15 protein-coding genes are annotated in these 17771 nt (G+C 62.1%); 9 read left to right on the top strand and 6 right to left on the bottom strand.

The window, feature by feature from the left end; genetic code table 11:
- Nucleotides 1–3: 3 nt before the first annotated feature.
- From KY459_00155 to KY459_00130, 6 genes are read right to left on the bottom strand one after another with little or no spacing between them, the layout of a single operon-like run.
- Nucleotides 4–1125, bottom strand: a complete 1122-nt coding sequence (locus tag KY459_00155) for a hypothetical protein (protein ID MBW3563124.1) — start codon at nucleotides 1123–1125, stop codon at nucleotides 4–6.
- Complete coding sequence (locus KY459_00150) at nucleotides 1122–2879, bottom strand: protein kinase (GenBank protein MBW3563123.1); 1758 nt, start codon at nucleotides 2877–2879, stop codon at nucleotides 1122–1124. The genes KY459_00155 and KY459_00150 overlap by 4 nt, the downstream gene beginning before the upstream one ends.
- A 60-nt stretch (nucleotides 2880–2939) precedes the next feature.
- Nucleotides 2940–4190, bottom strand: coding sequence for a protein kinase (locus KY459_00145; GenBank protein MBW3563122.1), 1251 nt, complete (start codon nucleotides 4188–4190; stop codon nucleotides 2940–2942).
- Nucleotides 4187–4777 (bottom strand): FHA domain-containing protein, encoded by a 591-nt coding sequence (locus KY459_00140; protein ID MBW3563121.1) that lies wholly within the window; start codon nucleotides 4775–4777, stop codon nucleotides 4187–4189. The genes KY459_00145 and KY459_00140 overlap by 4 nt, the downstream gene beginning before the upstream one ends.
- Nucleotides 4770–6416 carry a trypsin-like peptidase domain-containing protein gene (locus KY459_00135; GenBank protein MBW3563120.1) on the bottom strand — a complete coding sequence of 549 codons (1647 nt, stop codon included), beginning with the start codon at nucleotides 6414–6416 and terminating at the stop codon, nucleotides 4770–4772. The genes KY459_00140 and KY459_00135 overlap by 8 nt, the downstream gene beginning before the upstream one ends.
- Before the next feature lie 21 nt (nucleotides 6417–6437).
- Nucleotides 6438–7466 carry a Stp1/IreP family PP2C-type Ser/Thr phosphatase gene (locus KY459_00130; protein MBW3563119.1) on the bottom strand — a complete coding sequence of 343 codons (1029 nt, stop codon included), beginning with the start codon at nucleotides 7464–7466 and terminating at the stop codon, nucleotides 6438–6440.
- An 83-nt stretch (nucleotides 7467–7549) separates the two neighbouring features.
- On the opposite strand from KY459_00130, the gene KY459_00125 reads away from it, so the two are divergent.
- The 9 genes from KY459_00125 to uvrA all read left to right on the top strand — a co-directional run bounded on the left by KY459_00125 (nucleotide 7550) and on the right by uvrA (nucleotide 17711).
- Nucleotides 7550–9199 (top strand): GAF domain-containing protein, encoded by a 1650-nt coding sequence (locus KY459_00125; GenBank protein ID MBW3563118.1) that lies wholly within the window; start codon nucleotides 7550–7552, stop codon nucleotides 9197–9199.
- A gap of 69 nt (nucleotides 9200–9268) precedes the next feature.
- A complete protein-coding gene (locus KY459_00120) occupies nucleotides 9269–9634 on the top strand; it encodes a hypothetical protein (protein MBW3563117.1) in 366 nt (121 codons plus the stop codon).
- Nucleotides 9635–9642: 8 nt separating this feature from the next.
- A complete protein-coding gene (locus tag KY459_00115; GenBank protein MBW3563116.1) occupies nucleotides 9643–9852 on the top strand; it encodes a CDGSH iron-sulfur domain-containing protein in 210 nt (69 codons plus the stop codon).
- A gap of 94 nt (nucleotides 9853–9946) precedes the next feature.
- Nucleotides 9947–10876 carry a malate dehydrogenase gene (gene mdh / locus KY459_00110; GenBank protein ID MBW3563115.1) on the top strand — a complete coding sequence of 310 codons (930 nt, stop codon included), beginning with the start codon at nucleotides 9947–9949 and terminating at the stop codon, nucleotides 10874–10876.
- A 19-nt stretch (nucleotides 10877–10895) separates the two neighbouring features.
- Nucleotides 10896–11768, top strand: a complete 873-nt coding sequence (galU, locus tag KY459_00105) for a UTP--glucose-1-phosphate uridylyltransferase GalU (protein ID MBW3563114.1) — start codon at nucleotides 10896–10898, stop codon at nucleotides 11766–11768.
- Complete coding sequence (locus KY459_00100) at nucleotides 11765–12349, top strand: Maf family protein (GenBank protein ID MBW3563113.1); 585 nt, start codon at nucleotides 11765–11767, stop codon at nucleotides 12347–12349. Before galU ends, KY459_00100 begins: the two co-directional genes overlap by 4 nt.
- Nucleotides 12346–13866 carry an MCE family protein gene (locus KY459_00095; protein ID MBW3563112.1) on the top strand — a complete coding sequence of 507 codons (1521 nt, stop codon included), beginning with the start codon at nucleotides 12346–12348 and terminating at the stop codon, nucleotides 13864–13866. The genes KY459_00100 and KY459_00095 overlap by 4 nt, the downstream gene beginning before the upstream one ends.
- A 49-nt stretch (nucleotides 13867–13915) precedes the next feature.
- Nucleotides 13916–14902 carry an aldo/keto reductase gene (locus tag KY459_00090; GenBank protein ID MBW3563111.1) on the top strand — a complete coding sequence of 329 codons (987 nt, stop codon included), beginning with the start codon at nucleotides 13916–13918 and terminating at the stop codon, nucleotides 14900–14902.
- A 40-nt stretch (nucleotides 14903–14942) separates the two neighbouring features.
- Entirely contained in the window at nucleotides 14943–17711 is a 2769-nt protein-coding gene (uvrA, locus tag KY459_00085) for an excinuclease ABC subunit UvrA (GenBank protein MBW3563110.1), read from the top strand.
- Nucleotides 17712–17771: the final 60 nt, after the last annotated feature.

Below are 17771 nucleotides of genomic sequence, written 5' to 3'. Positions count from 1 at the left end.
CGGTCAGTTGATCTCTTCGTAGAAGGACCGGAGCCGGGAGGAGAAGTAGGTCGGATCGAGGTCGAGAGAGGGGTTGAGTGATTTCGCCTGGCGGAAGGCTTCCTTGGCCCGTGAGAGTACCTCGGCATTGCGCTGTCCTCCGAGGTAGTACTCGTAGTAGTGGGAAGCGCCGAGGAAGGCGAAGATCATCGCGTTGTTGGGTTGGTCGAGGGTGATCTGTTCGAGGCGGTTGGCAGAGCTTCGGAAGTCGCCGTCGAAGTAGGCTTCGAGAGCGACGCGGAGACGTTCTTTCGTCTGAGCGAGGACGTCCTCGGTTGCACGGGATTGAGCCGGTGGTGGTGTGGAGGTGAAGGCGGGTGTGGGAGTGGGTGGCGTGGACCGGCTCTGTCTTGCTTCGGCTTCCCGCTGACGCTGCCGTTCGAGCTCTGCCACTCTCATCTGAGCGTTGGAGATCGAGGCATCGAAGGCTCGGCCGGCGCGCTCCGCCATGTCGGCGACCCGCTGGAAATCTGCTGCGGTGGTGGCGTCGACGCTGGCAGAGGTCGCCTGTCGGAGAAGGTTGCTTCCATTGTCGAAATCCGAAGCTGCGTGCACTGAGGCGTCCTCAGCCTGGGCTCGTCCGAACTTGGTTCTCGCCTCCTGAATGGCGTTCTCGGCGCGTGTACGGGCCTGCTGGATCTGAGGATCGGGGCGAGGCGGTTCGGCGGGTGTCTGCTGCTGTTGTGCAGGAGGTTGTGCAGGCGTGGCGCTCCGTATCTGCTCGGCAGTGAGCTGCTGGTTGGCCGTGATCAGGAGGCTGTTGTGATCGCCGAGGTTGACCTCTCCGGCGCCCCCGGTCCGCTTGAGATCCTCGATTGCCTTGGCCCACTCTCCCTTGTTGAGATACGCGACGCCGCGGTAATAGTAGGGTCGATAATTGATGAACGTCGTTCCGTAGGTACGGGCGCGCCCTTCTTCACCCGACTTCTGCGCGAGCGCGCCGTTCATCTTCTGGATGACGAGATCCCAGTTTTTCGCCTTCACGGCGTCTAGACCATCATTGTAGTCGTCGTACCACTCGGCGTGGGCGATGGGAGCGGCGATCGCAATCGAGACCGCTACGAGTGTGAGGAGAAAGGATCTCATGGCTCGAGTATGTCCTCGATGATGTTGTCGAGATCGGGACGCTGGAACTGTGGTCGGACCGGAACCTCCTGCCCCTCGACCACGGTCGCGGTCTGGGTGCTCGACTCGCCGTTGCCGTCGACCATGGTGAGCTCGTACATGCCGGCGTCGAGATGGAGGCGCAACGGAAGGCTTCTGTCAGCGAGGTCGATGGAGACCTCCTCGTTGGTGCGTGCATTGATGACGCGCTGCAGCTCCCCGCGGTTGGCGCTGAGCAACAGCGCTCCCTCACCGGGAGCCAGCCGGCCGGGAGCCGAGGGATCGGGCACCACATCGACGACATCTCCGGCTTGCTCGCCCGGCCCGGCGGTGTCACGCGTGAACCACCAGCCTGCGCCGAGCGCCAGGATCAGAACCGCCGCGATTCCGATGGTGAGTCCGAGCCTGCTCTTTTGCGGCCGGACTCCGATCGGCTCGATGACGGTCGAAGCTTCGCCGCCATACTGGCGCTCGACGACCGTCGGAGCGGGTCCGGTCGCCGCGCTCGGAGGGGAGCCCTGCCGCTCGACCACCGTGGCATCTCCCGACATGGTGGAGGGTCCGCCTGCGCGCTCGACCACCGTTGGATCGCCCGACATCGTGCCGGCCGACCCGGTCTTTTCGATGACCGTAGACTCGCCCGGTCCCGGAGTCCTTCGCGCCTGGACGGTTTTCTTTTTCAGGGTCTTTCCGGTCACCATCGGTGCGGAAAGGTCGGCCATGGTTCTCGCCTGCGAAATCGTGACGAGCTTTTCGCCGACGCCGTGAACTTCATCGGGTGGAATCTCTTCGCGGATCGCCTCGAGGTCGGCGATCAGATCGGCGGCCGATGCGTGGCGTTTGTTCCGGTCTTTTTCGAGCGTCTTGAAAATGATGGCTTCGAGCTTCGGGGGCACCTTGACGTTCGGATTGAGCTCGGAGATCGGCAGCGGTTTTTCGGTAGCGTGCTTGAGGATGTAGCTCTGCGGGTTGGTGGAAACGAAGGGCGCCCGGCCGGCGAGCATCTCGTACATCAGAATTCCGTACGAGTAGATGTCGCTTCGCGCGTCGAGCTGCTCCCCCTCCTTGAGGAAGCCTGCCTGCTCGGGAGAGGCGTACTTCAGCTTGCCGAGAAACATGCCGGTCTGGGTCAGACCCTGCCCTCCCTCACCTTCGGAGAGCTGTTTGGCGATACCGAAGTCGATGACCTTGCTCAGGAGCTTCTCGTGGAAGTCCTGGGTGATCATGATGTTCTCGGGCGAGATGTCGCGATGGATCACGCCCATCTGGTGAAGCGCCTGAAGTCCCGCCAGGGCCTGCACCGAGATCTCGACGACGATCCGTGGCGGCATCGGGCCGTTCTGGGTGATCCACTTCTGAACGTTCGAGCCGTCGATGAACTCCCACACCATGTAATAGGAGCCGTCTTCGAGAGTGGCGAAATCGTAGAGCATCGCCAGATTGCGATGCTTGACCATCGTGGCGAGGCGTGCTTCGTGGAGAAAACGCTTCAGCGAATCGTCGTCGGTCGCGATGTTGGGACGCATGATCTTGACCACGCGCTCTTCGCCGAGATGGACGTGGCGGACCTTGAAGATCTCGCCCATGCCTCCGAGACCGAGCCGGAAGAGGATCTCGTACTTTCCGTCCAGAAGGCGGCCGTTGTACGTCCGCTGAAAGTCGGTGACCTTTTCTCCGCAGTGCGGACATTCGGCGAGCTGCTCGTCGAATTCGCCTCGACAGCGCAGACAGGTCATCTCATCCATTGAAAGACTTTCCGGACCGCATCCTCGGGCTCAACAACGGCGTGTGTCACTTCAGGCATTTCCCTCCGCCCGACCTCGAATCACGTAACTGCAGGCGGGATCCGCTCCGAACCGTACCACGTCACCCGGCTTGAGCGACTGGCGCTGGACTCTCGACTGGTTGACATAGGTTCCATTGGCAGACTGAAGGTCCTCCACGGTGAACATTGCACCTTCTCGCGTAATCTTCGCGTGCTTTCGTGACACCGCGGGATGTGAAAGAACGATCTCGCATGTGCGGTCGCGACCGATGACCACGCTCCCGGCCTGCAGATCGTGCGACTCGTTGCCGCCCTTGACTCGCACCAGACTCCACTCGACGTCCTGTGCCGTCTCCGCCGGGTTGTCGAACGCGTGGGGAGGTCCGGAACTGACCTCGGGGGCCGGCAGGGGTGTCACCAGCATGGGGCGCGCTCCGTATTCTTCGAGCGCCTCGTAGAAGTCGCGTGCGGTCTGGTAGCGCTGCCCGGGATCGGGATGCATCCCCTTCAGAACGATGTCGTCGAGCTCGCCGTCGATTCGCGGATTGATCTCCGAGGGTCTCTTCTTGTCGCCCCGGTAGATCTGGTCGATCAGCTTCGGAAGAGATCGGCTGTTGAAAGGAAGATCTCCCGTAAGCATCTCGTAGAGCACGACGGCGGCCGAGTAGACGTCGCACTGAGGTCCCGCTTCCCGGGGCTCTCGAATCTGCTCTGCGGACATGTAGTGCGGGGTGCCCAGGAGGAATCCGCTCTTGGTGAGCACCGTCTGACCGGAGCCCTGAGCGCTACTGTCCTTGATTTTCGCGATTCCGAAGTCCGTCACCTTCAGCATCCCGTTGGTCTGCCGGATCAGGTTCGCGGGTTTGATGTCGCGATGAACGATGCCCTTGCCGTGCGCGTAGACCAGCGCCTCGAGCAGAGCCTGCGTGATCGACACAGCCTCGGTCGAAGGGAGCGCCCCGCGCTGCGCGATGATGTGATCGACGGGCGCGCCGTCCACGAACTCCATGATCAGAACCGCCGATCCGTCGACCGTGAGAAATTCGTAGAATCTCGTGATGTAGCGATGCCGGAGCTTGGACAGAATCTGGGCTTCCTTGACGAAACGCTTCCTCGCCACCACCTCCCCCGCCAGCTCGTCGAGCATCCGCTTGACCACCACCTCGTAGCCCTCGGGAAGAATGTTCGACCGCGCGACCGTCTTCGCGACGTAGACCTGGCTCATCCCTCCCTCGGACAGCTCGCGCACGATCTGATAATTGCCGATGACTTTTCCGATCATCTCAGCTCACCAATGTCATCCCAGTTCAGGCCCAGCTCCGAAAGCGAGATGAACAGAAGCCGATGCGATCCGATCGTCACCACGTCCCGGCTGATCAGATCCCGCCTCGGCTCGATCTCTTTGCCGTTCACGTAGGTACCGTTGGTCGAGTTGTGGTCCATCAGGATGAATCGCCGTTCCTCCGGCCGGTAGATCAGATCCGCGTGATGCGACGAGGCCTGGTCGTCGCGAATCACGATCTCCGAGTCCCGCGACCTCCCGAGCCGGTTGCGCCCCATCTTCACGACGAACGATTCTCCCTGCAGCGAGCCGTTGAGCCCGATCAGCCAGCCGACGACGTACTGCCTTTCGCTGAGGCCTCCTTCGAACTTGGCGAAGGTGACGGTCTTCTGAGGTGCGGGGGCCTCCTGCTTCGCTCCCGGTGCCGCTCCGTCGGCGGGACGCTCGATCAGATTGGTCGGAGGGGCGGCCTCTCGCGGAGGACGGGTTGGCGCCTCGCTCTGGTGCATCGCGTCCGCGGGGCAATAGGGACAGATATCCCAGCTCTCGTCGATGAAGTGACCGTTTCTGCAGCGTTTGTCAGGCACTTCTCTCCTCTCGTCGGAAAGCCGCCGCGACCGCGTGCCGGCCACCGAAGTAAATGATGTCCCCGTCGGCGAGCAGCACCTTCTCGACCCTTTCGTCGTTGACCCAGGTTCCGTTCGACGAGTTCCTGTCGATCAGCATCGTTCGTCCGTCGAGTTTCACCACTTCCGCATGAAGACGCGACACCTTCGGGTTCTCGAGCACGAGCTCACAAATTCTCGCGTCCCGACCGATTCGAATACCCGGACCCCCGAGGGAGAACCGGACACCCGCGCGCTCTCCATTGAGAATCGTAAAACTTCCAAGGCCATTTGCGCCACTTTCGGTTTCGTGCAGGGTCGCTCCCCCGGCGGGAAGAAGCCGGATTTCCTCGACATACGAAACCGGCGACGGCCTGCGATGCCTAACGTACCGGTAAAAACGCCGCGCTGCGAAAATCCCCACCCCCACCAGTACCAGGGAGACGATCGCAATCCGGGGGACCTCTACGGACGCCTCTTCCAGAGCGAGAGTTGCATCCGCCCGAAGGCGCGCCAGATCCGGAGACCCGGAAAAGAGGGCATCCGCGGCCTTCAGGCTCCGCCGGGCTGCCCGCCAATCGCCGCGAGAAGCACTGGCCAGCGCCTCGTCCCAGACCGCATCGAACTCACTCTCCTGATTGATCTCGATTCCGGCTCCCTCGACGAGATCCCGGATCGGACCCACCGCCACCAGAAATCGGATACTCCCGGCTTCCGCGTGTCCCCATGTCGGAATCCCGATGACCTCGCCCGACTCGTCCACTGCGGGTCCGCCGGAGTTGCCCGGGTAGACCTCGGCGTCGGTCTGGAGCAGCGGTGTGCCATTTCGCGAGTTTCGTTGAGCCGTAATCGAGCCCGAAGTGAACGTCGCCTCGAGGTCGGTGTCGCGTGACAGCCACGCTCCGATCGATGAGTCGCTCGTGCTCGCGACTGCCGGATAACCCGCGATCCAGACGCTCTCCTGCAGATTCGCGTCTCTCGGAGGAGCGAGACGGAGTGTCGGAAGGTTGCGGCGAGAGATCGTCAGAAGTGCGAGATCGTTTCCTCCATCGTCGAAGGGGGGCGAGATCGCGCTGATCTCGAATGGGAATCTCTCGCCATTCGACAGATCGACCGTGCGTCGGATTTCCACAGCGCGGAGCTCGGCGCCGTCGCCGATTCTCCGGGCGAGTCTCTCGAGCTCGCCGGAGCGCTGAAGCGCGCCGATCTCGTCCTCCGGGATGAGGCTCGTCAGCACGGCGAGCGCTCCGTTGAATCTCAGTTGCTGAGCGACCTGTTGTTCGGAGGGGGGTTGTGCGACGACATGCGCGCTCGTCACGATCAATCCGTCTGGATGAACGATGAAACCGCTTCCCGAGCTGCCCGCACCGGTCGATACGATCAGGTCGGATTCCGGCTCCAGATTCGGCACTCCCTTCACGCGTGTTGCGGCTTCCACGAGCTCGGCGCTCACGACCAGTTCACCGGTCGCGTATGCATTGACTCTGACCACCGCCGGCTTGACCGCGTAAGCCATTCGCTGTCGAGGCTCGAGCGCACGACCATCGCTGCAGGATGAAATGATCAAAGTGGCAGCGAGGCCGACCGGCCAAGCCAACCTGCCATCTGCCCGCGTTTTCATTGGCCGGTAACTTCGACTCCGTCAGGGAGATCTCTGGAAAAGCGAGATGACCGCCTGCTCGTCGATCAGCATCGCGATCGATCCGGCGAGCGCGGCGAGCAGGAGGACGGCCAGGATCAGCTGCAGCACGCACCCGGAGCCACCGGTTCCCGTCCGAGCCGGGGGTGTGCTCGTGTCCGCTTTCTCGACCGGTGGAAGCTCGCCGCGAAGCGTGTCGTCGTCACCTCGTGGGATCAGCTCGGCTCCCTCGGGAAGTGTGCCGTCATCTTCGACCGCACGACCAATCACCACCGTGACGTTGTCCGGCGCGCCTCGCTCCAGCGCGAGATCGACCAGCCGCCGGGCGATCGCATCGGGCTTCTCTCCCCGGGAGATGATGTCGAGAATTTCTTCCGGCTTGACCTGTCCGTGAAGACCGTCGCTGCAGCCGAGATAATAGTCGCCCTCCTGGAGATCAAACGGTCCGTAGACGTCGACCTCGACCTCACTCGCGACTCCCATCGAGCGTTGCAGGACGTTCTTGCGGGGATGCGTCTCCGCTTCCTCAGCAGAGATGAGCCCCTCTTTCACCATGGTCGCCACGAGCGAATGATCCTCGGTCATCTGCTCGATCGCGCCGTCGCGGATGCGGTAGACCCTCGAGTCGCCGACGTGCGCGATCCAGACCTTCGATTCTCTGACCACCATGGCCGACGTCGTCGTTCCCATTCCTTCGAGGGACCGGTCCTCCTGGGCCTTCTGGTGGATCGCCTGGTTCGCGGAGAGCAGAGCGGCGCGGAGAGCCTCAGCCACGTCTTCCTCCGCTGAAGCCATGTATTCGTCCCGCACCATCGTTGCGGAAAGTTTCGAGGCGGTGGCCCCGCCCTTGTGACCACCCATCCCATCAGCGACAACCATGACCTGTCCGCGCTGCGAGCGGTCCGCGGGCTCGGTCGACGTGGCGAAATCCTGGTTCTCGGTTCGCACACGACCTACGTCGCTCAACTGAGCGATCTCGACTCTGTACCGCTTCGCCTTGCCGGTGGGCTCCTGTTCGGCTTCGCCGTCCATCGCACCTCCTCCGTTCGAGGAACCGATTATAACGCGTCCATCTCCGTGAAAATGAAAGCGCTTGTATAATCGGTCGGGTCGCAATGGAGAATCTCCAGCTTCATTTCCTCGAGGAAGGGGAGCCTCGCATTCTCGAGCTGCAGCCGCCCGGTCCGCTGACCGCGGGGAGAACCGAGGGAAACGATCTGATCTTCAACCATCCGTCGGTGTCGAGACGCCACGGCCAGTTCGAGCTGCGCGCCGGTTCGTGGTGGGTCGTCGATCTGAACTCGACCAACGGAATCAAGGTCAACGGAACGGCCATCAGCGAAGCCGGGATCAAGGCCGACGACAAGATCAACTTCGGATCCCTCGATCTCGAGGTTCGAGCGCGTCCCGCCGTCGATTTCTCCGACGACACCCCTTTCGAGGATATGAGTGGAACGGTGATCCGCCGGATTTCCGACTTCAATTCGGAGTTCGGGCTGGACGTCCCGGTGACCGGAGAAGCCCCCGCTGCCGTCGACCCCTCGACTCCTCAGGGCTTCACCCGCGAAAAGATTCTCGGGGTCCTCGTCCAGGTCGCCCGGGCCCTGATGCAGTCCGAGGATCTGAACGAGATCCTCGAAACCGTGATGGAGATCATCTTCAAACATCTTGCGGTCGAGCGAGGCCTTCTGATCCTCTTCGACGCCGAGGGCGAACCGATCCCCCGGCTGACGAAGTTCCGCGAGGGCGCCGAACGGGAGGACATCCCGATCTCCCGGACCATTCTCAAGATGGTTCGCGATGATCAGGTCTCGCTGCTGACCTCCAACGCTCTGGAAGACGCCCGGCTCATGGGAGGAAAGTCGATCGCGATCCATGGAATCAGGTCCGCGATGTGTGTCCCCCTGTGGAATCGCAACCGCGTGATCGGCGCGATCCAGGTCGACTCCGCCATCCACATCGGGCGGTTCACACAGGAAGACCTCGACATGATGACCGCGCTCGCGAACTTCGCCGCCGTTGCGATCGAGCGTGCGCAGCTCTCCCAGAAGATCGAGGAAGAGAAAAAGATTCGCGGCAAGCTCGAGCGCTACCACTCCCCCGGTGTCATCGACGAGATCGTTCGCAATGCCGGATCAGCCGATCCCGAGGAGATCCGGAACGCCGACGTCACGATTCTCTTCGCTGACCTCACCGGCTTCACCAGCGTTTCCGAGACGAAAGCTCCCGCGGAGGTTTCCGAGTTTCTGTCGCACTTCTTCTCGGCGGCGGTCGATGCGATCTTTGCTCACGGTGGAACGCTCGACAAATTCATCGGCGACGCCGTTCTGGCGTTTTTCGGCGCTCCTCTTGCCCAGGACGACCATGCCCTCCGTGCCGTCCGCGCCGGAATGATGATGCAGCGACTGATCGATCGCTGGAACGAGGAGCGAAAAGCCGACGGCCTCTCGGAAGTTCGAATTCGCGTAGGCATCAACTCCGGGCCCGCGGTCGTCGGCAACGTCGGCACTGAAAAGCGTGTGGACTACACGGTTCTCGGCAGCAGCGTCAACATCGCTTCACGACTCGAAAGCAGCGTCGCGAAACCGGGTGACGTCGTCATCTCCGAGAACACCTGGTCCGTCGTATCCGATCACTTCAGGGTGGAGAGCCTCGGCGAGGTGCCCCTGAAGGGAATCTCGAAGAAGATGCCCGTCTACAAGGTCGTGGCCGAAATCGATTCCCAGGGCGCCGAGGTCGATCATCGGCGCACGGTCTCGACCTGACCAGCGACTCCCGAGCCGCCCATTGACTGCCGGGTCGGGGTTCTTTAATCTCGGCATGGAGGTCCGCACATGCTCAGCAGGAAAGGCGAACGTGGCGAAGGACAGGTCGGGTGCATCATCGGCCTCATCATTCTCCTCGGCTGTGTCTTCGTCGCGTACAAGATGATTCCCGTAAAGGTCAAGGCCGCCGAGATGAAGCAGTTCGTCGTCGACGAGGGGAAATCAGCCGGCCTCCGGAAGGGCCCGAAAGACATCCGTGAGCGAATTCTTCACCGTGCGCGCGAGCTCGAGGTACCCCTCGAGGAAAAGAACCTCCGAGTCACCCGAGGAAACAGCCGCGTCAGAATCGACGTCGAGTACACCATACCGGTCGAGTTCCCCGGCTACACCTACAACTGGCATTTCGAGCATAACGTCGACAATCCCGTCTTCTAGGAGAGCTTTTGACCAAAATCAAGGTAAGACCCGACGGCCCCCTGATCGTCGAGGGTGACTTCACACTCGTCGACGAGAACGGCAACGAGACCGAGCCCCTCAAGAAGGCTCTCTGCCGTTGCGGCGGATCGACCACCAAGCCCTACTGCGACGGCACCCACTCGAAGATCGGTTTCAAAGGCGCCAACGAAGCTGTTCGGGAAGCAGATCAGGACTGAAACTCCCTCCCGCCTGTCTTTCCCTCCCGGACGGCCCCTCGCCTCACGCCGTATACAATCTGCGGGACAACAACTTCCCACGGAGCTCTGACCAATGAATAAAGTCACAGTCGTCGGTGCCGGCAATGTCGGCGCCACCCTCGGCCAGCGGATCGCGGAAAAGGAGCTGGCCCACGTCGTCCTCGTCGACATCGTCGAGGGCGTTCCCCAGGGCAAAGGCCTCGACCTGATCGAATCCGCTCCCGTAGAGAGATTCGATGCGCATGTCATCGGTACCAACGGATACGAAGAGACCGCCGGGTCCGACGTCGTCGTCATCACCGCGGGTCTCCCCAGAAAACCGGGAATGAGCCGCGACGACCTTCTCTGGAAGAACGAAGAGATCGTCGCGAATGTCACCCGCGAGATCGTCGAACATTCTCCAGACACGATCCTGATCATCGTCTCGAATCCACTCGATGCGATGTGCGAGGTCGCGCGCCGCGTTTCGGGATTTCCGAGAGAGCGCGTGATGGGCATGGCGGGAGTTCTCGATTCGGCCCGGATGCGCGCATTCATCGCGATGGAGCTCGACGTCTCGATCGAGAATACTCACGCCTTCGTCCTCGGCGGGCATGGCGACACGATGGTCCCGCTGCCTCGCTACTCCACCGTTGCCGGGATTCCGATCACCGAGCTGATCTCGAAGGAGCGGATCGACGCGATCGTCGACAGAACGAGGAACGGCGGAGCCGAGATCGTCAAACTTCTCGGCACCTCCGCCTGGTACGCCCCGTCGTCGGCTGCCTGGGAGATGGTCGATGCGATCCTCAGGGACAAGAACAAGATCCTTCCGTGCGCCGCGAGGCTCGAAGGAGAGTATGGCTACCAGAATCTCTTCGTCGGGGTTCCCGTCAAGCTCGGAGCCGGTGGTGTCGAGGAGATCATCGAGATCGAGCTGAACGATGACGAGCGGAAAGCTCTCGATCACTCGGCCGATGCCGTTCGCGAGCTCGTCGGAAAGCTCAAGACCGCTGAGAGCTGAGCACGGGAGCGACCCGAACATGGCTTCCAACCGCATCCGTTCGTGTGTGATCCCGTGCGCCGGCTACGGAACGAGATGCCTTCCCGCCACCAAAGAGATCCCGAAAGAGATGCTTCCGCTCGTGGACAAGCCGATCATCCAGTACGGCGTCGAGGAAGCTGTCTCCTCCGGCATGGAACGGGTCGTCATCGTCACCTCTCGCGGCAAGAACTCGATTCTCGATCACTTCGATCGGAACCGCGGGCTGGAAGAGAATCTCCGTCATAAGAACAAGCCGGAGCTTCTGGAGCTGATCGAACAGGTCAGCTCTCTCGCCGAGGTCTCGTCGATCCGGCAGAAAGCGGTCCTCGGGCTCGGCGACGCCGTTCGCTCGGCCCGCCCGCTCGTCGGAGACGAGCCGTTCGCGGTCCTTCTTCCGGACGACGTCATCATCTCCGACGTCCCCGTGCTCGCGCAGCTCGGCAGAGTCTGGGAGGAGAAGAAACGTCCAGTGGTCGCTCTGATGGAGGTGCCGGAGGACCAGGCTTCGCGCTACGGGATCATCGAGGGGAAGAAGGTGGCCGCGAATCTCTACCTGATCGAAAACATGGTCGAGAAACCTGCCGGCGTCCCTCCGTCGAACCTCGCGATCATCGGCCGGTATCTCCTGACCCCGGGGGTCTTCGAACATCTCGAACAGACCGGAGCGGGCGCGGGAGGCGAGATTCAGCTGACCGATGCTCTTCAGCGGCTGATGCAGCAGGGGGAGATCTACGGCCTCGTTTTCGAAGGTACCCGGTACGACGCGGGCGAAAGCCTCGGCTGGCTCGAGGCAAACGTCGCGGCTGGCCTCCGTCATCCCGTCATTGGTGAAGCGTTCACCGAGTTTCTGAGACGGACCATCTCGAGGTGACACGCCTCATCCTCGCGTCCGGTTCTCCCCGACGGCTCGAGCTGCTGCGCTCGATCGGTATCGACCCGATCGTCATTCCGAGCCGGATCGAAGAGCGGCTCGAGCCCGGAGAATCGCCCGGCGAATACGTCACCAGGCTCTCCGAGGAGAAGGCCGTCTCGGTCGGCAGGAAGCAGCCGGACGACTGGATCGTCGCCGCCGACACCATCGTCGTTCTCGAAGGCGAGATCCTCGAAAAGCCCGTCTCGGAGACCGATGCGGCGGCGATGCTCTCGCGGCTCTCGGGGCGTACTCATACCGTGCTCACAGCCGTCACGCTCCACAGGCAGCAGGTGCACACCGAGACGACGGTCACGGCGACCGACGTGAAGATCGCCGAGATGCTGCGCGACGAGATCGCCTGGTATCTCTCGACGGGCGAGTCGATGGACAAGGCGGGTGCGTACGCCGCCCAGGGTGTCGGGGCCCTCTTCATTGAAGAGCTGACCGGAAGCTACTCGAATGTAGTCGGCCTTCCTCTTGCGAGGTTGTACCGTATGATGAAAAGCGTCGGGATTTTCCCGCCGGAGGAGAGTAAATGAGCGCGGCCGCAAAAGTCGGAATCTTCATGCTGATCATTCTCGGGATTCTCGCTTTCTTCATCCTGAGAATCGAAGACCTGAATCTCGGCGGCGCCGACGCCGTGCAGGAAATCCAGGTCATTTTCGATTCGGTCGCCGGGCTCGACGACAAGTCGGCGGTGCGAGTGGCCGGCGTGCGCGTGGGCAAAGTCTCCGGCATCCGCCTCACCGAGGACGGTCGCGCCGTGGTGACTCTCGAAGTAAACGGCGAGGTCGATCTCCGGCAGGGCGCCACCGCGAAGATCGCAAACCTCGGGCTCCTCGGAGAGAAGTACGTCGATCTGATCCCCGGGCCGGTCGGTAATCCGGTTCTCGCGGACACCGATCGCCCGATCCTTCTCGAAGGGACCAGCTCTGCCTCGATCGAGCAGGTGACCGATCAGGTGGCTGCCATCGCCGACGATCTCAAGGCGATCACCGCATCGATCCGCAACACCGTCGGAGGCCCGTCCGGCGAGCAGCGTCTCGACGAGATCGTCGAGAACGTCCGACAGGTCACCGCGAGTATGCGCCTCCTCATCGATTCCAATCAGGAGAACGTCGCGATCACCGCCGAGAACCTCCGCGCGATCACAACCGATCTCCGTGTGGAGCTCCCGCGGATCGCGCGCGCGTTCGATCAGGCCGCGCTCTCCATCTCCGGTACCGTCGGCGACAACCGCGAAGACATCCGGATCATCGTCGAGAACCTGCGACGCCTTTCCACCGACATTCAGACGACCGCCGACAACCTCGGCCACGTCACCGCTCAGGTACGTTCCGGCGAGGGTACCGTCGGAAAGCTCCTCTACAGCGACGAAGCACACGAGCGACTGACGTCGGCGCTCTCCTCTGTCGAATCCGGCGTCGGGGAGCTTCAGAAAACCCTCGGCAGGATCGGGAAGATCGATCTCAAGCTCGGAATTCAGGGCGACTACTACGCCGGACTCGAAGACGTCGATCCCGCCCTCGGCAGCAACTCCCGTACGGCCGTCGTCGTCGATCTTCAGCCCGATCCCGAGAAGAACCGCTTCTACCACGTCGAGCTCGCCAACGTCCCGCGCGGAGACAAGGACGTCAAGGTCGTCGAGAAGATCGTCATCCATCCGGACGGAACCACCGAAACGAGCACGATCCGCGAAGAAAAATTCGACCGCGATTTTCTGATCTCAGCGCAGGCCGGCTGGAAACTCGACGAGCTCGTCGTCCGGCTGGGACTGTTCGAGAACACCGGAGGTATCGGCGCCGACTACCACCTCAACGATCGGCTCCGCCTCACAGGAGAGATCTTCGACTTCGGCAAGTACCGGGACGACAGTCCTCATCTCCGGCTGTTCAGCCAGTACGTCATCAGCAGCGAAAAGGAAACGCTTCCGCAGATCTACGTCTCGACCGGCGTGGACAACGTCTTCAACGACACCGCCTTCACGGTCGGTGGCGGGATCCGCTGGACCGACGAAGATCTGAAATACCTTCTCGGCTCGATTCCGATGCCCTGAGATGAGAGAGTGAAGAGTAAAGTGAAAAAGGAAGGGTGAAGAGAGAAGAGTGAAGACTCGGGTGCTCGGCAGGACCGGTCTCGGGGTCAGCGAGATCGGCTTCGGAGGATGGCAGGCTGGAGGACGCTTCAGCGTCGGTGGGATACCGATCGGCTGGGCCGGAACGAGTGACGACGAGACACTCGCCGCGATCCGGCGCGCGCGCGAGCTCGGGATCAACTTCTTCGATACTTCCGACATCTACGGTCACGGCCGCAGCGAATCACTTCTCGGTCTCGCCCTGGCGAAGTACCGCAGCGACGTCATCATCTCGACCAAGGTCGGTTTCGTGCGATCGAGTCGCGACACGATCGAGCGGGACTTTTCGCGCAAGCACATCTTTCACGCCATCGACCGGTCACTTCACCGGCTCCGAACCGACTATCTCGATCTCTACCAGCTCCACAATCCTCCCATCGAGGTCCTTCGAAAGGAGGAAGTTCAGGAGACGATGGAGCGGCTTCAGAACGACGGCCGCATTCGATTCTGGGGAATCTCGATCACTTCGCCTGAAGAAGGACTCGAGATCGTCGAGCGGGGATGGGGCTACACGATTCAGGTCCTCTACAACATACTCAATCAGTCGGCCGCCAGCGAGCTGTTCCCCCTCGCAAAGGAAAAGCGCTACGGAGTCATCGCGCGAGTGCCGCTCGCTTCCGGTCTTCTCTCCGGTCGCTATCATCCGGGAACCACGTTCCCTCCTGACGACGTACGCCAGAATTTTCTGACGCCCCGGCGGCTCGAAGAGGCGCTCGCCTGGGTCGATGAGGCGAAGGCGATCGTCGGGTCGTCGAGCGACACGCTCGGACAGGCGGCTCTCCGGTTCGTTCTCGCGAACGATGCCGTCTCGACCACCGTGCCGGGAGCCCGCAACCCGCATCAGGTCGAGGTCAACGCAAAGGCCTCCGGCAACCCGCTCCCGGAGGAAGTCGTCAGCCGGCTTTCGGAACGGATCGGTAAGTACAACTTTTACGAGAAACATCAGATCCGCGTCTGAGTCGGAAGTTTCGTTTTCCGCTCCACGTTCTGGCCGCCGAATGTCGAGCTCGGCAATCTCGATCTCGAGAGCGAGAACTCACAACCTCGTCGATCTCTCGGTCGACATCCCTCACGGCGCTCTCACGGTCATCACCGGGCCATCCGGCTCCGGCAAATCCTCCCTCGCCTTCAATACGCTCTATGCCGAAGGACAGCGTCGGTTCGTCGAGTCGATGTCGACCTATGTCCGGCAGTTCCTCGAGCGGATGGATCGTCCCGACGTCGAGTCGATCGAGGGAATCCTCCCCGCCATCGCAATCGAACAGAAGAACTCCGTCAAGAACGCGCGCTCGACCGTCGCGACCGTCACCGAGCTGGCGGACTACGCCCGCCTCTTCATGACCTGGGCGGGGACGACCCACTGCGTGCGGTGCGACGCGGTCGTCACCCGCGAAACATCCGGTTCGATCTCCGACAAGCTCCTCGGCCTGTTCGCAGGAAGACGGGCGGTCCTCATCGCGCCGGTGACCACCGACGACGGGATCCTCGAGGACCTGCGAAAGGCCGGCTTCTACCGGCTCTGGATCGACGGCGCGATCGAGGAGATCTCCACCAATCACTCGAAGCTCGAAACCCTGCCCGTGCTGATCGACCGGCTCACGCTCGATCATGCGAAGCGCGATCGCCTGAACGAAGCGGTCGAGTCCGCGCTTGGCGTCGGCTCGGGGAAGCTCGTCGTATTCGTGCAGGAGGACGCCGGCTGGACGTCTCACACCTGGGCAACGGCGTTCATCTGCAATCGCTGCGGGCAGGAAGCGCAGGATCCGGTTCCTCAGCTCTTCTCCTTCAACTCGCCGCTCGGGGCCTGCCCGGAGTGCCAGGGCTACGGCCGCGTCATGGGCGTCGACTGGGGAAAGGTCATCCCGAACCGCTCGCTTCGTCTCGATGAGATCCCGATCGAGCCCTTCAACTCCCCCGCCTACGAAAGCTGCTACGACGACCTCGAAGCGGAGGCGTCGAGGATCGGTCTTCCGCTCGACGTCCCGATCGACCAGCTCGAGCCCGACGCCTACGACGCACTCATTCACGGACGCGGCAAGTGGTATGGGATTCAGGGCTTTTTCGACTGGCTCGAGACGAAAAAGTACAAGGTCCATGTCCGAGTTCTCATCGCCCGCTATCGCAAATACGACTCGTGTCCCACGTGCGACGGTACTCGTCTCCGCCCCGAAGCGCGCGCCGTTCGCTTCCGCGATCGTTCGATCGCCGAGCTCTTCGCGATGAATGTGGGGGAAGCCCGCAGGTTCTGGGAGTACCTCCCGCTGTCGAGTGAAGAGGAGGCTCGAACCGGCCACCTCCGGCGGGAGATCCTGAATCGCCTCATCTATCTCGACGAAGTCGGCCTCTCCTACCTGACCCTCGACAGGCAGGCGCGCACACTCTCCGGCGGCGAAGCGCAACGGATCAACCTCGCCGCTGCGCTCGGGAACGGTCTCACCAACACGCTCTATGTGATCGACGAGCCGACCGTCGGCCTTCATCCGCGCGACAGCGACCGGCTCCTGACCGTCCTCGGCCGCCTCCGCGACGCCGGCAATACGGTGGTCGTCGTCGAGCACGATCCGACGATCATCTCCGGCGCCGACCACATCATCCAGCTAGGCCCCGGCGCCGGTCGATTCGGCGGGCGGCTGGTCGCTGCCGGGCCGAACAGTCCCGCCATCACGAAGGCTGCAATCGGTACATCCACAGACGTCGACGAGCTCGCCGATGCGACGAGAAAGGATCTCGAGAATACGGATCGGATCATCATCCGCGGTGCCCGGTCTCACAACCTCCGTGACATCGACGTCGCGATTCCGCTGGGCGGTCTCGTTGCGATCACGGGTGTGTCCGGTTCCGGGAAATCGTCGCTGATCCGCGATTGCCTCTACAACGCCTACCGCCGTCATCACCGCGGCGAGACCGAGCTCGACGCCGGCGAGATCGAGGCGATCGAGAACATCGATCTGATCGACGACATCCAGTTCGTCGACCAGAGCCCGATCGGCCGCTCCGCGAGATCGAACCCGGCGACCTACGTCAAGGCGTGGGACGACATCCGGAAGCTTCTCGCCCCAGCGGACGACAAACGGATCACTGCAAGAGACTTCTCGTTCAACGTCGATGGGGGACGTTGCGAATCGTGCCTCGGAAGTGGAACGGTGTCGATCGACATGCACTTTCTGGCCGATGTCGAAGTCACCTGCGATCAATGTCAGGGGAGACGTTTTCAGGATCGCATTCTTCGGGTCCGGCATCACGGGAAGAACGTCGAGGACATTCTCGCGCTGACCGTCGACGAAGCGATCCGATTCTTCATCGAGCACCGAGGCCTCATCCGAAAACTCAACGCTTTGCGCAGCGTTGGCCTCGGATATCTGACCCTCGGACAATCGACTGCCTCGCTGTCGGGTGGTGAGGCACAGCGACTCAAGCTCGCGTCGTTTCTCGTTCCACGGCAGGATTCGAGTCGACGTCTGTTTCTTTTCGACGAACCGACCACCGGTCTTCATTCGACCGATGTCCGGCAGCTTCTTTCGACCTTCCGCGAGCTCATCGACAGAGGACACTCGGTGGTCGTCATTGAGCACAATCTCGAGCTCATCCAGGCTTCCGACTGGGTCATCGATCTCGGTCCCGGCGGCGGCGATGAAGGAGGACTTCTCGTCGCGGAGGGCCCCCCCGAACGGGTCGCAGCCAACGACGCAAGCGTCACCGGCTTCTATCTTCGCGAGCCGGTCGCCGATACGGGGTCAGTGGGCAGCACCGCTTCGAATCAGAGCTGAGCATTGACGCGCATCCGCGCAAGGGCGGCCACCATCTTGGGATCATTCCCTTTTTCGCGG

The sequence above is a fragment of the Acidobacteriota bacterium genome, from assembly GCA_019347945.1.
Taxonomy (GTDB): domain Bacteria; phylum Acidobacteriota; class Thermoanaerobaculia; order Gp7-AA8; family JAHWKK01; genus JAHWKK01.
This window is presented reverse-complemented; position numbering and strand designations above follow the sequence as displayed.